This window comes from Amycolatopsis tolypomycina (assembly GCF_900105945.1).
Taxonomy (GTDB): Bacteria; Actinomycetota; Actinomycetes; order Mycobacteriales; family Pseudonocardiaceae; genus Amycolatopsis; species Amycolatopsis tolypomycina.
The window spans coordinates 7,862,986-7,877,957 of record NZ_FNSO01000004.1 but is presented as its reverse complement, the minus strand read 5'-3'; the positions used below and the strand labels follow the sequence as shown (position 1 = coordinate 7,877,957).

Genomic DNA, 14,972 nt, shown 5'->3' with positions numbered 1-14,972 from the left:
CTCACCAGGCCTTGTCGAACCGCATGCCGCCGGCGTACCAGTCGTCGTCCGCCACCGGTCTGGCCGGCTGCTCGGCGGCCGGGGCGTCCGAAGACCGGTCCTTCAGCACCTTGCCGTCCGCGGCCGGAGGGCCCGGAGGAGGCGCGGGCGCGGCCACCGGCACCGGCGCCGGCTCGAACTGGACCCGCCAGCGCAGCCGGTCCATCAGGTAGCCGCCGGTGCCCAGTGGGGCCAGCAGCTGCCCGGTCCGCTTCGCCGAGTCGCGCTGCGCTTCGACGTAGGTGCGCAGGACGGCGTCCGCGATCTCCGACGGCGACATCCGCGAGACGGCGTCGCTCAGCCGCAGCCGGGTCAGCACGCCGTCGGTGTTGACCGACAGCGTGACCGCGCCGTCGGCGGACGTCGCCGTCGCCGACAGCGCGGACAGTTCGGCCAGGAGGGCGTCGCGGTCCGGGGCGTCAGCCATCCAGCCTCCCGGCGTGCGTCGCGCCGCTGGACACTTGGCCGTCGGGGGCGATGTCGACGTTCGCGTCGCGGACGTTCTTTTCGGTCTGCCGCGACGTGCGGTCGGTCTCGAAGTTGTCCGGGTCGAAGCTCGAGCCCGGGCTGACGTCCGGCGCGTCGGGGATCTTCGGCAGGTCGACGGCTTCGTCGCCGATGCGGTCCGCCAGCGTCTGCGCCGCGTCGGCGGCACCGTTGCGGATCTTGTCCGCGCTGTCCATGAAGCTCTTGTACAGGTCGAGGCCGTTGTCGCCGGTGATCTCCGCCTGGTTGGCCACCACCGCGGTGATCGCGCCGCCGGCGGCGTTCCCGGCGACGATCGCGCCGTTGGCCATGGTGAAGATCGTCGCGCCCGCCGCGGCGCCCGCGCCGGCGGTGGCCACGGTGAGCAGGCCGGTGACCGCACCCGCGAACGTCGCCGCCAGCACCTTCGACATCGCCGCTTCGCGCTTGCGCTCCTGCGACTTCTGGTAGTCCTCCGCCGTCTTCTTGAAGGTGAAGCCGAGGTTGTTCAGGTCCTGCCGGGCCGACGCGATGGCCTCGCGCGCGGCGACGAGGTCGGCCTCCAGGATGGTGATCTTGGTTTCGACCTCGGTGAAGGTGTCCGCGAGGTCGTTCAGGTAGGCCTTGACGGCGTTCGCCGCGGAGCCGCGCCAGACGTCGAGGAACTGCCGGGCGTCGTCGAGCTTCGGGCCCGAGTTGCGCTGCAGCGCCTTCCAGACGGCGTCGTGCCGCATGATCAGGTGCTGCAGGCCCTCGGCCGAGTCGTGGTCGATGTCGGCGTCGGAGAACTCGCGGTAGATGCCGGCGACGTCGTCCTGCATCTTCTCGAAGCCGCCCTCGATCGGGACGAAGCCGCCGATGAGCCAGTCGGTCATCTTCAGGATCTCGAGCGCGTCGAGGGCGTCGGTCGCGCCGTCCTTCAGGTCATCGGAGACGCCGTCCAGGAGCTCGGCGCGGCGGTCGTCGCCGCTGGACATCGGCTGGGCGTCGAGCCCGGTGTCGAAGTAGCCGTCCACGTCAGTTCCCTTCCAGACCGGCGGCCGCGCGGTTCACGCGCTGCTTCGAGTTCTCGTCCGCCTTCTCGTACAGCTCCGCGACCCGCATCAGCGCGTGGCTGGTGTCCGCGGTGGTCTGGTGCAGCTGCGCGACCAGCTTCTGGATCTTCGCCAGGTGGTCGTTGTAGGCCGCCGCGACGGCCGGCATGCCGAGCGTGCGGCCGAAGGCGTTGTCCGCGGGGAACATCGCGCCGAGGCCGCCGAAGAACCCGCCGCCGCCCTCTTGCTTGACGGGGACGTCGGTGCCGCGCAGGCCGGTCGACGCTGCTTCCGCGGCATCGGCCGCTCCTTGGAGGGCCCGGGCCGAGTCCCGCAGGTCCTGCAGGTCGGTCTCGAATCCGATCATCGCTCACCTCTTCTTCGGACTGCGCGTTCCGGACATGTAAACACCGTTCGATCGCGTGACAGGCTGGTTTGCCGGTGGTGTGCCTCAGATCACGAAACGGGCACCGTACCGCCGAACGGGGGAATCTCGTCCGTGGCAGCCGGGCTCGACGCTCCTACCAGCATGAGCACAGTGACGAAGCCTCGGGCGCCGACCGTGCGGCGCCGGTTGCGTGAGGCAAAACGCTTCTCCTGGACGGGATTCGCGGTCACGGTCGGCGCGTCGCTGCTCGGCACGCTGGTCCCGGCGGCGATCGGGGCCGGCCCGGACGCGACGCTGATCTCCACGCTGGTGGTCACGGTCCTGGCGGCCGGCGGGTTCACCGCCAAGGACGGCAGCGCCCGCGGCGTCAAGGCGATCGCGATCGTGCTCCTGGTGACGGGCGCACTGGTGCTGACGGTGACGGGCGTGACGGTGCTCGACCTGGTCCGCGGCCGCCCGGCCACGTTCCCCGGCGTCCCGGCGGTGGCCGCGGAGCCGCGGGTGATCGTCCCGGAGTCGGTCGCGTGCGGGACGACCCCGGTGCACACGACGTCGACGTGCGTGGTGGCGGTCCGCAGCGTCGGCGCGAGCGCGGTGCGGGTGAGCGGGATCGAGCTGGACGGCACGGACTTCGCGGTCGACCCGAGCGGCTGCGTGGGCCAGGAGGTGGCACCGGGCCGCCGCTGCACCCTGGTGGTGACGTTCACGCCGGCGTGGAGCGGCGACCGGGTCGCGGACCTGACGGTGCACCACAACGTCCCGGGCCCACCGGCGTTCGTCGAGCTCACCGGCCGGGGCGGTTAGCGGCCGTCGGCGGCGGGATTCTCGACGCGCCCACGGCACCTGAGACGTGACCGGAGGCGGAACTCGCGTGATTGAAGGCGGAACTCGCGTGATTGGGCGCGTGACTCGCGTGATTGGGCGGGCATCTCGATCCTGGGGACGCGGGCCGGCCTAGACGAGTAATGCGTAACTCGGTCAGTGGTCGTAGGCGGTCAGTGATCGGGTGATGGGTTGGCCGGTGGCGCGGTTGTGCCAGATGGCGGCGGTGAGGGCCAGGAGGCGTTGGGCGATGCGGACTCCGACGCCTTCGATGGTGCGTCCACCGTGCTGTTCCAGGTTCAGCTGGCCCTTGAGGGTGTCGTTGACCGACTCGATGAGCTGGCGGATGGACTTGAGCAGCGGCTCACCGGGATGCGGCTTGCGGTTGCGGTAGGACGGCCGGATCAGCCGGACCCCGCGCTCGGCCAGGAAGCGGTCCAGTTCCGCGGAGACGTAGCCCTTGTCGGCGATGATCAGCAGCCCCGGACGTTCGGTGAGCAGGTGGGGTTCGTGGTCGCAGATGGCCATGAGCACCTGCCGCTCGTCGACCTTCGGGTCGGCCAGCGCCCAGGCGACCGGGAGTCCGGCCGGGGTGCAGACCAGATGCAGCCGCAGTCCCCAGAACCAGCGCGAGTGGGAGCGGCAGAAGCCATACTTTGCCCAGCCGGCCAGCTCCGAACGCTGGACCGTGGGTCGGGAGCGACCGCATTCGACCGGGGTGGAGTCCACGATCCAGGTGGTGTCGGTCCACAGGTCGGTGTCCGCCGCCAGCCAGCGCATGACCTGCTTGACCAGCGGCAACGCGGCACGCAGCCGACGGTTGTAGCCGGACTGGCCAGGCAGATAGCGGAACGCGCCGGGCATCCGGGCGGGCAGGAACCGCAGCCAGCGGGCCTCGGAGGTGAACCCCAGCAACGCCTGGGCCACGGCCAAGGTCACCAGCTCCGCGTCGGTCAGCTTCGGCGGCCTGCCCACCCGCCGCCTGCCGGCGAGGTGGTCGTCGATCTTGACGTAGAGTGCGGTGAGAAGGGTGTTCAGGTCTGTCGTCACAAACCGATCTTGAACACCCTTCGCCCATCTCCAGCCACCACCCAGACTTACGCATTACTCGTCTAGCTCGGGTCATTCGCGCCCCGGAAGCCGCGCCCGGTCTCGCCCAGGCGTCCGGTCGCTCGTCAATGCTCCGCGCCCGCGCTCACCGCCAGGTCCTCCGTGACCCGCAACGCCGTGTCCGCCAATGTTTCCAGTGCGAGCGCGACCCGGTCCACGCCCAGCGACGCCTCGCTCTTGCCCGCCGCCGCGACCTGCTCGGGGCTGAACGGGACGTGCACGAACCCGCCGCGGACGCCGGGGCACTCCGTGGCCAGCAGGTGCATCAGGCCGTAGAACACCTGGTTGCACACGTACGTCCCGGCCGTGTGGGACACCGAGGCCGGCACGCCCGCCGCGCGGATCGCCGCCACGCACGCCTTCACCGGCAGCGTCGTGAAGTAGGCTGCCGGGCCGTCCGGGACCACCGGGGTGTCCACCGGCTGCGCGCCCGCGTTGTCCGGGATGCGGGCGTCGATCAGGTTGATCGCCACCCGTTCCGGGGTGACCTCCGCCCGGCCGCCCGCCTGGCCGGCGCAGATCACCAGCGACGGCCGGTGCGCCGCGAAAGCCTGCCGCAGTGCGGGCAGCGACGCCTCGAACTCGCAGGGCAGCTCCACCGCCGCGACGTCGGGCCGTCGGGCGGCCACCAGCGAAACCGCCTGCCACGACGGGTTGACCGACTCGCCGCCGAAGGGCGCGAACCCCGTCATCAGCACCCTGGCCATGTCGTCCTCCCCACGAAGTCGTCGAGGCCACCCTACGTCCGCGGGGTGGCCTCGACGACTGCCGTCAGTGCTTCAGCCCTCCCGGGAACAGGAACTCGTCGGCCGGCTTGCCCGTGCCGTACACCCACGCGTCGAAGAAGCCCTTGAGGCTCCGGTGCGCGGCGAACTCGGTGTACCGCTGGAACTCCGGCAGGCTCGCGTTCCCGTCGCGGTGCAGCGACGGCCAGGTCTTCAGGACCCAGGAGAAGGCCCGCTCGCCGATGTAGTTGCGCAGCGCGTGCAGCATCATCGGACCCTTCGAGTACACGTACGTGAACTCGTTGCCCTGGCCCATGTCGTAGAGCTTGCCGTTCCAGAGCCGCGCCGGCGCGGTGTTGACGTCGTTGGCGTACATCGCGTTCAGGTCGACGCCTTCCTTCGCCTCGTCCCACAGCCAGGTGGCGTAGGAGGCGAAGCACTCGTTGAGACAGACGTCGCGCCAGTGCGCGACCGCCACCGAGTCGCCGTACCACTGGTGGGCGTTCTCGTGGACGATCGTCGGGACCGTGCCCGCCCAGCCCGCCGAGTAGATCGGCCGGCTCATCGTCTCCAGCGAGAAGCCGATCTGCTCGTTGAGGAAGATGCCGCCCGCCGCGTCGATCGGGTACGGGCCGAACTTCGACTCGAGGAAGTCGAGGATCTCCGGCAGCCGCGCCTCGGCCTGCTTCGTCGAGTCGGGCACGCCCGGGGCGAACGCGCTGACGATCGGCGTCCCGTCCTTCCGCTGCTGCCGGTCGAACGTCCACTTGTCGATCGCGACCGTCGTCATGTACGGCACGATCGGCGTCTCTTCGGCCCAGACGTGCGTGGTGCCGCCGGGCACCTTGACCGAGGGCTTCTCGCGGCCGTTGGCGATCACGCCCCACTCGTCGGGCACGGTGATCGCGAGGTGGAACGTGGCCTTGTCGAGCGGGGTGTCGTTGACCGGGTACCAGGTGGTGGCCGACTTCGGCTCGCCGGCGACGAACGCGCCGCCCGCCTTGGCGTACTGCCAGCCGCTGTTGCCGAGCGCCGGGTCGTCGATCGGCGCGGGCACGCCGTGGTAGGCGATCTTGACCGTGAAGGGCCGGCCCCGCCGCAGCGCACGCGAGGGTGTGATGACCAGCTCGTGGTCGCCGGTCCGGCCGAACGCCGCGTCGCGGCCGTCGACCTTGACCGAGTCGACGGTCAGCCCGTGCAGGTCCAGGTTGAACGAGCTGAGCGACTGGGTCGCCCGTGCGGTGATGTCCTGGTTCCCGGTGAGCTGGTGCGTCGCCGGGTCGTAGGTGACCTTGAGGTGGTAGTCGGCGACGTCGTAGCCGCCGTTGCCGTCCTGCGGGTAGTAGCTGTCCCCGGCGCCGTCGCTGCCGGGCTTCGGCGAGCCCCAGCCGTCGCCCGCCGCGGCGACACCGGTGCCCAGGCACAGACTGGCGAGCACCGCGGCCGCCACCACGACCGGCTTCTGTCCCCTCATGAACGCTCCTGTCCGTCTGGATGGGCGGGGCACTTTTACGTGAAAGTGCCCTTCGGCAACGTATCGCCACGAACGGGTGAACCTGCGATCTGTGTCTGGTTTGTCCGGATAATCAGCACTTCCGTCGGCCCGCCCCGGCGCCGCGCGTGCGTCTGGAAAGCTGGACGCATGCGCGTTGCGCTGCTGGGGCCGCTCCGGGTGGCGGAAGACGACGGCACGCCGATCGACATCGGCGGTGCCCGCCTCCGCATGCTCCTGGCCAGGCTCGCGCTGGACGCCGGGCGGGCGGTCCCGGCCGACGCGCTCGTCGACGGGCTCTGGGGCGCCGAACCACCCGCCGACGCCGCCAACGCCCTGCAGTCGCTGGTCTCGCGGCTGCGGAAGGCCTTGCCGGTGGCCGTCGAATCCGGGCCGGGTGGCTACCGGCTCGTGGTGGAACCCGGTGACGTCGACGCCGAACGCTTCGAACGGCTCGCCGCCGAGGGCCGCCGGGAGCTGGCCGCCGGCCGGGACGCCCGGGCCGCCGACCTGCTCACCGAGGCCCTCGCGCTGTGGCAGGGTGCCGCGCTGGCCGACGTCCTCGACGCGCCCTTCGCGCCGTCGCCCGCCCGGCGGTTCGCCGACCTGCGGGCCGAGGCCGCCGAGGACCGGTTCGAAGCCCTGATCCGGCTGGGCGAGCACGCCGGGGTGCTGGCCGACCTGACCGCGGCGGCCGAGGCCGACCCGCTGCGCGAACGGCTCGCCGGGCTGCGGATCCGCGCGCTGTGCGCGGCCGGGCGGCAGTCGGAGGCGCTGACCGTCTACGCCGGGATCCGCCGCACCCTGGCCGACCAGCTCGGCGTCGACCCCTCCGCCGAGCTGCAGGAGGTCCACCTCGCCGCGCTGCGCGGCGAGTTCGCGCCGCCGCCACCGGTGGCCGACCGGCTGCCGACCCGGCTGACCACGTTCGTCGGCCGCGACGACGAGCTCAAGCTGCTGGCCGAGCTGCTCGGCGGCGCCCGGCTGGTCACGCTGACCGGGCCGGGCGGGGCGGGCAAGACCCGGCTGGCCACCGAGGCGGCGTCGCGGCACCCCGCGCACCAGCGCGGCCGGGTCTGGTTCGTCGCGCTGGCCGGCGTCCGCGACCCCGGCGACGTCACCGGGGCGCTGCTGGGCGCGCTCGAGGTCCGCGAAATCCGCGCCGAGACCGAGGTCCACCGCCGGCCGCCGGATCCGGTGGCGCAGGCCGTCGAGGTGCTCGGCGGCGACGAGGCCCTGCTGGTGCTGGACAACTGCGAGCACGTCGTCGACGCCGCCGCGCGGCTGGCCGACGCCCTGCTGCACCGGGCGCCGCGGCTGCGGATCCTGGCCACCAGCCGCGAGCCGCTGGCCATCATCGGCGAGGCGCTCTGCCCGCTCGGCCCGCTGCCGGTGCCCGCGGAACGCGCCGCGCCCGCGGAGGCCGCCGAACTGGACTCGACGCGGCTGTTCCTCGACCGGGCCGCCGCGGTCCGCCCCGACTTCGTGCTCGACGAGTCCACTGTGGACCACGTCGGGGAGATCTGCCGCCGGCTGGACGGGATGCCGCTCGCCCTGGAGCTGGCCGCGGCCCGGCTGCGGTCGATGACCGTGGCCCAGATCGCCGGACGGCTCGGCGACCGGTTCCGGCTGCTCACCTCGGGCAGCCGGACGGCGCTGCCGCGGCAGCGGACGCTGCGCGCGGTCGTCGAGTGGAGCTGGGACCTGCTGGCCGAGCCCGAGCTGGTGCTGGCCAGGCGGCTGGCGGTGTTCGCCGGCGGCGCGGAGCTGGAAGCGGTCGAAGCCGTCTGCGCCGACGGCCTGCTCCCCGCCGCGGACGTGCCGTACGTGCTCGGCAGCCTGGTCGAGAAGTCCATCGTCGACCGGGTCGACACCGGTGGCGAGCCGCGCTACCGGATGCTCGAGACGCTGCGGGCCTACGCCACCGAGCGGCTCGTGGAGTCGGGCGAGCACGACCGGGTGCGCCGGGCGATGGCCGCGTACTACGGCGAACTCGCGCAGCGGCTGGACCCGTTGCTGCGCACCGCCGGGCAGCTGCGGGCGATCGACCGGTACGAGACCGAGAGCGCGAACATGGTCGCGGCCCTGCGCGGCGCGATCGAGATGTCCGATGTGGACAACGCCGTCGAGCTACTGGACGGGATGCTGTGGTACCTGACCATTCTCGGCCAGGGCGGCCGGGCCGGCGGGCTGATCCACGAGACCCTCGCGTTCGGCGACCGGCTGCCGCCCACGGTGTCGGCCGCCTACCGGGCGCTCGTCTACCTCATGGACGACGTCCCGGCCCGCGCGAACCGGGACGAAATCCTCCGGCTGGTCGACGAGTGCGTCCGCACCGGGGCGGTGCTGCGGTACCCCGGGCTCGCGGTGGCGCTGCCGATGCTGGCCTTCCTCGGCGGTGATCGCGAGGTCGCCGTCCGGGAGGTGCGGCGGGCGGAGCACAGCGACGACACCTGGACCCGCGCCGGCGGGCACTGGGTGGAGAGCTTCCTGCTCGACGACGTGGGCGACGTCGCGGGCGCGGACCGGGCGCGCGAGCTGGCCCACGCCGGGTTCGAGGCGGTGGGCGACCGCTGGGGCATCGCGATGACGTTGAGCTTCCAGGCCTACGCGCTTTCGCAGAACGGTGACAGCGCCAAGGCCATCGAGATCTACCAGCAGGGGCTGGCGTTGTCGATCGAGCTGCGGTCCTATGAGGACGCCGTGCAGCACTGGTGGCGGCTGGCCGTCGAGCGGGCGCGCTCCGGCGACTTCGAAGGCGCCTGGCGCGACCAGGAAGCCGCGGAGCGCTACGGCGAAGGCATCACGAACCTGCAGCACCGGGCCATCCTGATGTTCGGGCGGCTCGAGCTGTTGCTGCGCACCGGCCGGCTGGCTGAAGCGCGGGCGCTGCTCGACCGCGTCGCCGCGATGGGCGGCGACGACTGGTTCCCCGGCGGGATCGGCGACGAGTTCATCCACGCGTTCGAGGCGCGGATCCTGCTGGCCCAGGGGGACGCCGACGCGGCGGAGCGGCACGCGGCCATCGCGATCCGGGCGACCAGCGGGCGCGGTGACATGCCGGACATGGCCGGGGCGGTGGAGCTGCTGGCGATGATCCGGCAGCGGCAGGGGCGTCCGGAGACGGCGGCCCGGCTGCTCGCCGCGTCCGCCGTCATCCGCGGGCGGCTCGACCGGGGCAGTCCCGAGCTGCGGGCGCTCATCGACGAGCTGCGCGCGGCCCTCCCGGACTACGACTCGCGCTACGAAGCGGTTCGTGCAACGTCCAAACAGGACACCATCGCCTGGCTTCTGGACGAGGTCGGCTCGACGCCATGAACGACTCTTTCATGACGTCCGACGTCATGAAAGAGTCGTTCATGGCACGGCGCGGCTCACCCCCGTAAGCCGGCGCCTCTCAGACCCGCCGGCGGTAGGCCCAGGTGGCCAGCGGGAAGAAAACGATCACCGCGCCTGCCATCCAGGCCAGCGCGCCGGCCAGCGGACCGGCGACCGGCCCGCCGTTCATCAGGCCGCGCAGCGCGTTCGCCATCAGGCTGACCGGGCTGATGTCCGCCCACGCCCGCAGCCAGCCCGGCATGGTGGACGTCTGCACGAACACGTTGCTGCCGAAGGTCAGCGGCATGATGAAGACGAACATCAGCGCCTGCGCCGAGCCCGGCGTCTTCATCAGCATGCCGACGAACACCGAGCCCCAGCAGAAGCTCAGCCCGAACGCCAGCGCGAGCAGGATCGCCACGGCGAACTCGCCGGGCGTGGTCGCGATCCGGTAGCCCATGATCGTCGCCACGACCATCAGCACCGCGAGGCAGACGACGTACCGCACGACGTCGGCGAGCACCGCGCCGATCAGCGGTGCCGAGCGGGCGATCGGCATGCTGCGGAACCGGTCGAACACGCCCTTGGTGACGTCGGTGTTGAGCTGCACCCCGACGGTCAGGCAGGCCTGCAGGATGTTCATCACGATGATGCCGGGCACGACCATCTGCAGGTAGGCGTCGGTCGAGCCGGACAGCGCGCCGCCGAACAGGTAGACGAAGATCACCAGGAAGATGATCGGCATCAGGGTGACGTCGGCGAGCTGTTCGGGGTTCTTGCGGATCTTCAGGATGCCGCGCCAGGCCAGCGAAAGCGCGTGCTGGAACCCCTTGCCGGGGCTGATGTGCCGCGGCGGGGCCGGGCGGTCGAGCGCCAGCGTCGTCATGCCAGGCTCCCTTCGAGGGTCTTGTTCTCGGTGGACGTTTCGGCGGTGTGCCCGGTGAGAGCGAGGAACACCTCGTCGAGGCTGGGCAGCCGCAGCGCCAGCTCGTCGGCGGTGATCCCGGCTTCGTCCAGCTTCCGGACCAGCGTGGACAGCAGCACCGGGTCGTTGACCGGCGCGGTGAGCAGGCCGGTCGCGTCGTCGCGGGTCGGCCGGACCCCCGAGAGGTCGCCGAGGATCCGGTTGACGGCGTCCATGTCGGACAGCTGGGTCGGCCGGACCTGCAGCGTCTGCCCGCCGACGCGGCGCTTGAGCTCGTCGGCGCGGCCGTCGGCGACGACGCGGCCGTGGTCGAACACGGTGATCTTGTCGGCCAGCTGGTCGGCTTCCTCCAGGTACTGCGTGGTCAGCAGCACCGTCGCGCCCTCGGCGACCAGGCCGCGGACGACGTCCCAGACCTCGTTGCGGGCGTGCGGGTCGAGCCCGGTGGTCGGCTCGTCGAGGTAGAGCACCTCGGGCCGGCCGACGAGGCTGGCGGCCAGGTCGAGCCGCCGCCGCATGCCGCCCGAGTAGGTCCGGATCGGCCGCTTGGCCGCCTTCGTCAGCTCGAACCGCTCGATCAGCTCGGTGGCGCGCGTCTTGGCGGCGGCCCGGGAGTAGCCGTACAGCCGGCCGATCAGGACGAGGTTCTCGATGCCGTTCAGGTCCTCGTCGACCGACGCGTACTGCCCGGTCAGCCCGATCAGGCTGCGGACCCGGACCGGGTCGGTGACGACGTCGTAGCCGCCGACCGTGGCTCTGCCGGCGTCGGGTTTCATCAGGGTCGCCAGGATCCGGACGGCGGTCGTCTTGCCGGCGCCGTTCGGCCCGAGCACGCCGACGACCTGGCCGAACGGGACCTCGAGGTCCACCCCGTCCAGCGCCTTGGTCTCCCCGAACCGTTTGACCAGGCCCTCGGCCTGGATTGCGTGCGACATGGGCGTCCTCCTTCTCTGTCGCTTCTGTGGATCACAGTGGACGGCGGCGCTGGCAGGGCGCGCACAGCGCGCTGGTACGCCCTGACAGGCGCTGGTGGAGATCTTGTGGAGGAGTTGTCGCGGCCGGGCCCGCGGGTCGTCGGTCTCGGCATACTCGGCAGCATGGTGGTTGCGGAAGAGACGCGGTCCCGGCGCAGGAACCCGCTGGTCACCGGCCTGGTGATCCTGCCGGTCGTGCCACTGGCGATGCTGGCGGCGGTGCGCCTGCTCGGCTACGACGGCGGCTGGTACACGCTGGTCGCGCTGTCGCTGACGCCGTACGCGGCGGCGGCGGGTGTGCTCGTCGGCGGCCTCGCGCTGGCCTTGCGGCGGTGGTGGACCGGTGGGGTCGCGCTGGTGCTGGCGCTCGCGCTGGCCCTCGTCGTGCTCCCGCGCGTGTCGGCGGGCGAGCAACGCGCGGTGAGCGGCAAGACGCTCCGCGTCCTCGCCTCGAACCTGCTTTACGGCCAGGCGGACGCGAAAGCCGTCGTCGACCTGGTGCGCGAGCAGCGGATCGACGTGCTGAACCTGGTCGAGCTGACGCCGTCCGCGGTCGATCGGCTGACCGCGGCCGGGCTGTTCGACGTGCTGCCGCACCGGGTGCTGCACCCGGCGCCCGGCGCGTTCGGCTCGGGGATCGCGTCGCGCTTCCCGCTGAAGGAGGTCGACCTGACCGGCGACTCGGCGGCCAAGCAGCCGGGCGCGGAGGCCGACCTCGGTGACGGCGTGGTGGCGGAGATCGTGGCCGTCCACCCGATCTCCCCGGACGTCGACACGCCGCAGTGGGAGCGCGAGATCAAGGACCTGTCCCGCCCGGCGGGCGAGCACGGCCTGCGCATCATGGCCGGCGACTTCAACGCCACGCTCGACCACGCGGCGTACCGCACGATCCTGGCCCGCGGCTACCGCGACGCGGCGGAGGAGCGCGGCGAGGGGCTGGCCCCGACGTGGCCGTCGTCCATGCCGGTGGTGACGATCGACCACGTGGCGGTCGACAACCGCGCGGCGGTGCTGGACTACCGGGTGTTCGACGTCGCCGGAAGTGATCACCGGGCGGTGTTCGCCGAGGTGCGGTTGCCGTGATCAGCGCGGCAGCAGCTGCTTCAGCGTCTCCAGCGCGCCGGCCGCGATCGAGACGCCGCGGCCGTGGCGGATCTGCGGCTCCCGTGGGTTGATGCGGATCAACGCGCCCGTCGCCGCGCTGGCCAGTTCGCTGTAGCGGCGGACCGTCGGGACCGCCTGGCCCGCGCCCAGTTCGACCACCACGAGGTCGCGGGCCGTCCGGCGCCACGCCGTCAGCTCGTCGAGCTGGGCCTGGCTGCGGTCCGGCACCCACGAGACGTCGCCGAACATCAGGATGTTGGGACGAGCGAGGCCGCCGCACCGGGGGCACGACGGCAGCGGCGGCACCGCACGCATGGTCTCCTCGTCGACGACGACGTCCATGTCGGCGGGCCAGATGTCGTCCGTGCAGCCGCCGAGGCACTGCAGGTGGTGGATCGAGCCGTGCGCTTCGGCGACGAACTCGAAGCCCGCTTTCTGGAACTGTCCGTCCACATTGGAGGTGAACACGCGGACGCCGCCGGGCAGGCGTGCGCCCAGCGAGAGCAGCAGCCGGAAGCCGTCGTGCGGGACCGTCCGGCGGTACAGCGAAAGCCGGTGCCCGTAGAAACCCCAGGCCAGCTCGGGGTCTTCGGCGAAGTGCCGCGGGTCGGCGAGCTCCTCGAACCGCAGCCCGAGCCGGGCGTACGGCGGGTACGCGCGCCAGAAGCCTTCGCCGCCGCGGAAGTCCGGCAGCCCGGAGTCGACGCCCATGCCGGCGCCGGCGCAGATCAGGAGCGCGCCGGCGCCGTCCAGGAGCTCAACGGCTTCATTCACCCGGCTGCGAACCGAGGACGACCTCGAACTCCAGCAGGTTCGCACCGGTGGACACCGGCTTGGCGCGCTCGCCCGAGTGCGCCGCCGCGGCCGGGCCGCCCTTCGCCCACGCCTGGTAGTGCTCCTCGGACTCCCACTTCGTGTAGACGAAGTAGCGCGTCTCGCCGGACACCGGCCGCAGCAGCTCGAAGCCGAGGAAGCCCGGCTGCTCGTCGACGGAGTGCATGCGCGCGGCGAACCGCTTCTCCAGCTCGGGGCCGGCGCCCTCGGGGACCTCGATCGCGTTGATCTTCACGACACTCATGACGTCCACCCTAGTTGGCCGCGGGCGGGCTTCAGCTGCGCAGTGAGCCGGGGAACAGGTCGGCGTCCGCGGGCAGCTTCGTCCCCCGGAACCACGTGTCGAAGAACGCCCGCAGGTCCTTGCCGCCGCTGATCCGCGTCACCATCGCCTCGAAGTCCGGCCAGGTCGCGTTGCCGTGGCGGAACCGCGTCGGCCACTCGCGCAGCAGCTTGCCGAACGCCGGGTCGCCGATCTCGCGGCGCAGGGCGTGCAGGGCCAGGATGCCCTTGTTGTAGACGCCTTCGAACTCGTGGCCCTGGCCCATGTCGACGAGCTTCTGCGCCCAGAAGTCCGTGCTGCCGCGGGTGATCTCGATCGCCGCGCGGTAGCGGTCGTCGAGGTTCTGGCCCTCGCGCTCGGCCCACAGCCACTGCGAATACGACGCGAAGCACTCGTTCAGGCAGATGTCGGACCAGTTGCGGACCGACACCGAGTCGCCGAACCACTGGTGGGCGCTCTCGTGCACCAGCGTCGGCAGGTCGGCCCACTTCGCGTACGTCGGCCGGGTCTGCGTCTCCAGCGAAAACGGCACGTCCTCGTTCAGGAAGATCCCGCCCGCCGCCGACTGCGGGTACGGGCCGAACTTGCCGCTCAGGAAGCCGAGCACCTCCGGCAGGCGGTCGCCGATCGCGCGGCGGGCCTCGGTGCCCGGGGCGTACGCCGAGACCACCGGGGTGCCGTCGGGCAAAGCCGACTTGTCGACCGTGAACTTGCCGATCGCGATCGTCGTCAGGTAGCTCGCCACCGGGTTGGGGTCGGTCCAGGTGCCCGGCGGGCCTTCGCGGCCGTTCGAAACCACCGTCCAGCCCGGCGGGACGTGCGCGGTGAGCGTGAAGGTCGCCTTGTCGCGCGGGGTCTCGTTCACCGGGTACCAGAACGCCGCCGAGTGCGGCTCGCCGACCACGTACGCGCCGCCGTCGGCCGAGTGGCGCCAGCCGTTCTCGCTGCCGCCCTCGTGCGGGGTCTTCGCCGGGTCGCCGCCGTACTTCACGCGCGTGCGGAACGTCGTCCCGGCCCGGATCGGGGCCGGTGGCGTGATGACCAGCTCGAACGCCTTCTCGCGGGTGAAGTGCGCCGGCTTGCCGTCGACCTCGACGCCGTGCACGTCCAGCCCGCGCAGGTCGAGGTCGAAGCGGCTGAGGTCCTGGGTGGCTTTCGCGGTCACCGTGGTGTCGCCGTCGAGGTGCCCGCTCGGCGGGTCGTACTTGACGTCGACCTGGTAGCCGAGAGCGTCGTAACCGCCGTTGCCGTCGTCCGGGTAGTAGGGATCTCCGGCGCCGGACGCGCCCGGCACGGGGTGCATGGGCGGCGGCGGGGGTGCCGCCGTGACGGCGTCGCCGCCGCACGCCACGGCGAGGACCACCGCGGCGCAGACGGCCAGTGCGGTCAGTCGGCGGCGCATGCCCACCACCATAGGTGATGGAAAGCGATCGTTCGGTCACGTTCCGCACCAGCGGTT

Annotated in this window: 14 protein-coding genes; 3 read left to right on the top strand and 11 right to left on the bottom strand. The window is 72.0% G+C overall.

What is annotated here, in order from left to right; all coding sequences use genetic code 11:
- Window position 1: 1 nt before the first annotated feature.
- From BLW76_RS46045 to BLW76_RS46035, 3 genes are read right to left on the bottom strand one after another with little or no spacing between them, the layout of a single operon-like run.
- A complete protein-coding gene (locus tag BLW76_RS46045; protein WP_091318855.1) occupies window positions 2–466 on the bottom strand; it encodes a YbaB/EbfC family nucleoid-associated protein in 465 nt (154 codons plus the stop codon).
- Window positions 459–1,520, bottom strand: coding sequence for a hypothetical protein (locus BLW76_RS46040; protein ID WP_091318853.1), 1,062 nt, complete (start codon window positions 1,518–1,520; stop codon window positions 459–461). Before BLW76_RS46040 ends, BLW76_RS46045 begins: the two co-directional genes overlap by 8 nt.
- Window position 1,521: 1 nt before the next feature.
- The gene (locus BLW76_RS46035; protein WP_091318852.1) at window positions 1,522–1,905 is read right to left on the bottom strand and encodes a hypothetical protein; all 384 of its coding nucleotides are present in this window, start codon (window positions 1,903–1,905) and stop codon (window positions 1,522–1,524) included.
- 162 nt (window positions 1,906–2,067) lie between these two features.
- On the opposite strand from BLW76_RS46035, the gene BLW76_RS46030 reads away from it, so the two are divergent.
- Window positions 2,068–2,730: an Ig-like domain-containing protein gene (locus tag BLW76_RS46030; RefSeq protein WP_244170634.1), complete on the top strand. Its 663-nt coding sequence runs from the start codon at window positions 2,068–2,070 to the stop codon at window positions 2,728–2,730.
- Window positions 2,731–2,904: 174 nt separating this feature from the next.
- Here the strand turns inward: BLW76_RS46030 and BLW76_RS46025 are convergent, their stop codons facing one another.
- From BLW76_RS46025 to BLW76_RS46015, 3 genes are all read right to left on the bottom strand, one after another.
- Window positions 2,905–3,798 (bottom strand): IS982 family transposase, encoded by an 894-nt coding sequence (locus tag BLW76_RS46025; protein WP_091318848.1) that lies wholly within the window; start codon window positions 3,796–3,798, stop codon window positions 2,905–2,907.
- 125 nt (window positions 3,799–3,923) lie between these two features.
- Window positions 3,924–4,565, bottom strand: a complete 642-nt coding sequence (gene pcp, locus BLW76_RS46020; RefSeq protein ID WP_091318846.1) for a pyroglutamyl-peptidase I — start codon at window positions 4,563–4,565, stop codon at window positions 3,924–3,926.
- Between the two features lie 64 nt (window positions 4,566–4,629).
- Window positions 4,630–6,057 (bottom strand): M1 family metallopeptidase, encoded by a 1,428-nt coding sequence (locus BLW76_RS46015; protein ID WP_091318845.1) that lies wholly within the window; start codon window positions 6,055–6,057, stop codon window positions 4,630–4,632.
- A gap of 168 nt (window positions 6,058–6,225) precedes the next feature.
- On the opposite strand from BLW76_RS46015, the gene BLW76_RS46010 reads away from it, so the two are divergent.
- Window positions 6,226–9,393 (top strand): AfsR/SARP family transcriptional regulator, encoded by a 3,168-nt coding sequence (locus BLW76_RS46010; protein ID WP_091318843.1) that lies wholly within the window; start codon window positions 6,226–6,228, stop codon window positions 9,391–9,393.
- Between the two features lie 79 nt (window positions 9,394–9,472).
- On the opposite strand, the gene BLW76_RS46005 is transcribed toward BLW76_RS46010, so the two are convergent.
- A complete protein-coding gene (locus tag BLW76_RS46005; RefSeq protein ID WP_091318841.1) occupies window positions 9,473–10,279 on the bottom strand; it encodes an ABC transporter permease in 807 nt (268 codons plus the stop codon).
- Window positions 10,276–11,253 carry an ATP-binding cassette domain-containing protein gene (locus BLW76_RS46000; RefSeq protein ID WP_091318840.1) on the bottom strand — a complete coding sequence of 326 codons (978 nt, stop codon included), beginning with the start codon at window positions 11,251–11,253 and terminating at the stop codon, window positions 10,276–10,278. The genes BLW76_RS46005 and BLW76_RS46000 overlap by 4 nt, the downstream gene beginning before the upstream one ends.
- Before the next feature lie 105 nt (window positions 11,254–11,358).
- Here BLW76_RS46000 and BLW76_RS45995 point away from each other — a divergent pair, with 105 nt between their 5' ends.
- Window positions 11,359–12,375: an endonuclease/exonuclease/phosphatase family protein gene (locus BLW76_RS45995; protein WP_091318838.1), complete on the top strand. Its 1,017-nt coding sequence runs from the start codon at window positions 11,359–11,361 to the stop codon at window positions 12,373–12,375.
- On the opposite strand, the gene BLW76_RS45990 is transcribed toward BLW76_RS45995, so the two are convergent.
- The 3 genes from BLW76_RS45990 to BLW76_RS45980 are packed head-to-tail and all read right to left on the bottom strand — an operon-like array spanning window position 12,376 to window position 14,915.
- Entirely contained in the window at window positions 12,376–13,170 is a 795-nt protein-coding gene (locus tag BLW76_RS45990) for an SIR2 family NAD-dependent protein deacylase (RefSeq protein ID WP_091318836.1), read from the bottom strand.
- Complete coding sequence (locus BLW76_RS45985) at window positions 13,163–13,474, bottom strand: antibiotic biosynthesis monooxygenase family protein (protein WP_091318834.1); 312 nt, start codon at window positions 13,472–13,474, stop codon at window positions 13,163–13,165. The genes BLW76_RS45990 and BLW76_RS45985 overlap by 8 nt, the downstream gene beginning before the upstream one ends.
- 31 nt (window positions 13,475–13,505) lie before the next feature.
- Window positions 13,506–14,915: a M1 family metallopeptidase gene (locus tag BLW76_RS45980; RefSeq protein ID WP_167384949.1), complete on the bottom strand. Its 1,410-nt coding sequence runs from the start codon at window positions 14,913–14,915 to the stop codon at window positions 13,506–13,508.
- Between the last annotated feature and the right edge of the window lie 57 nt (window positions 14,916–14,972).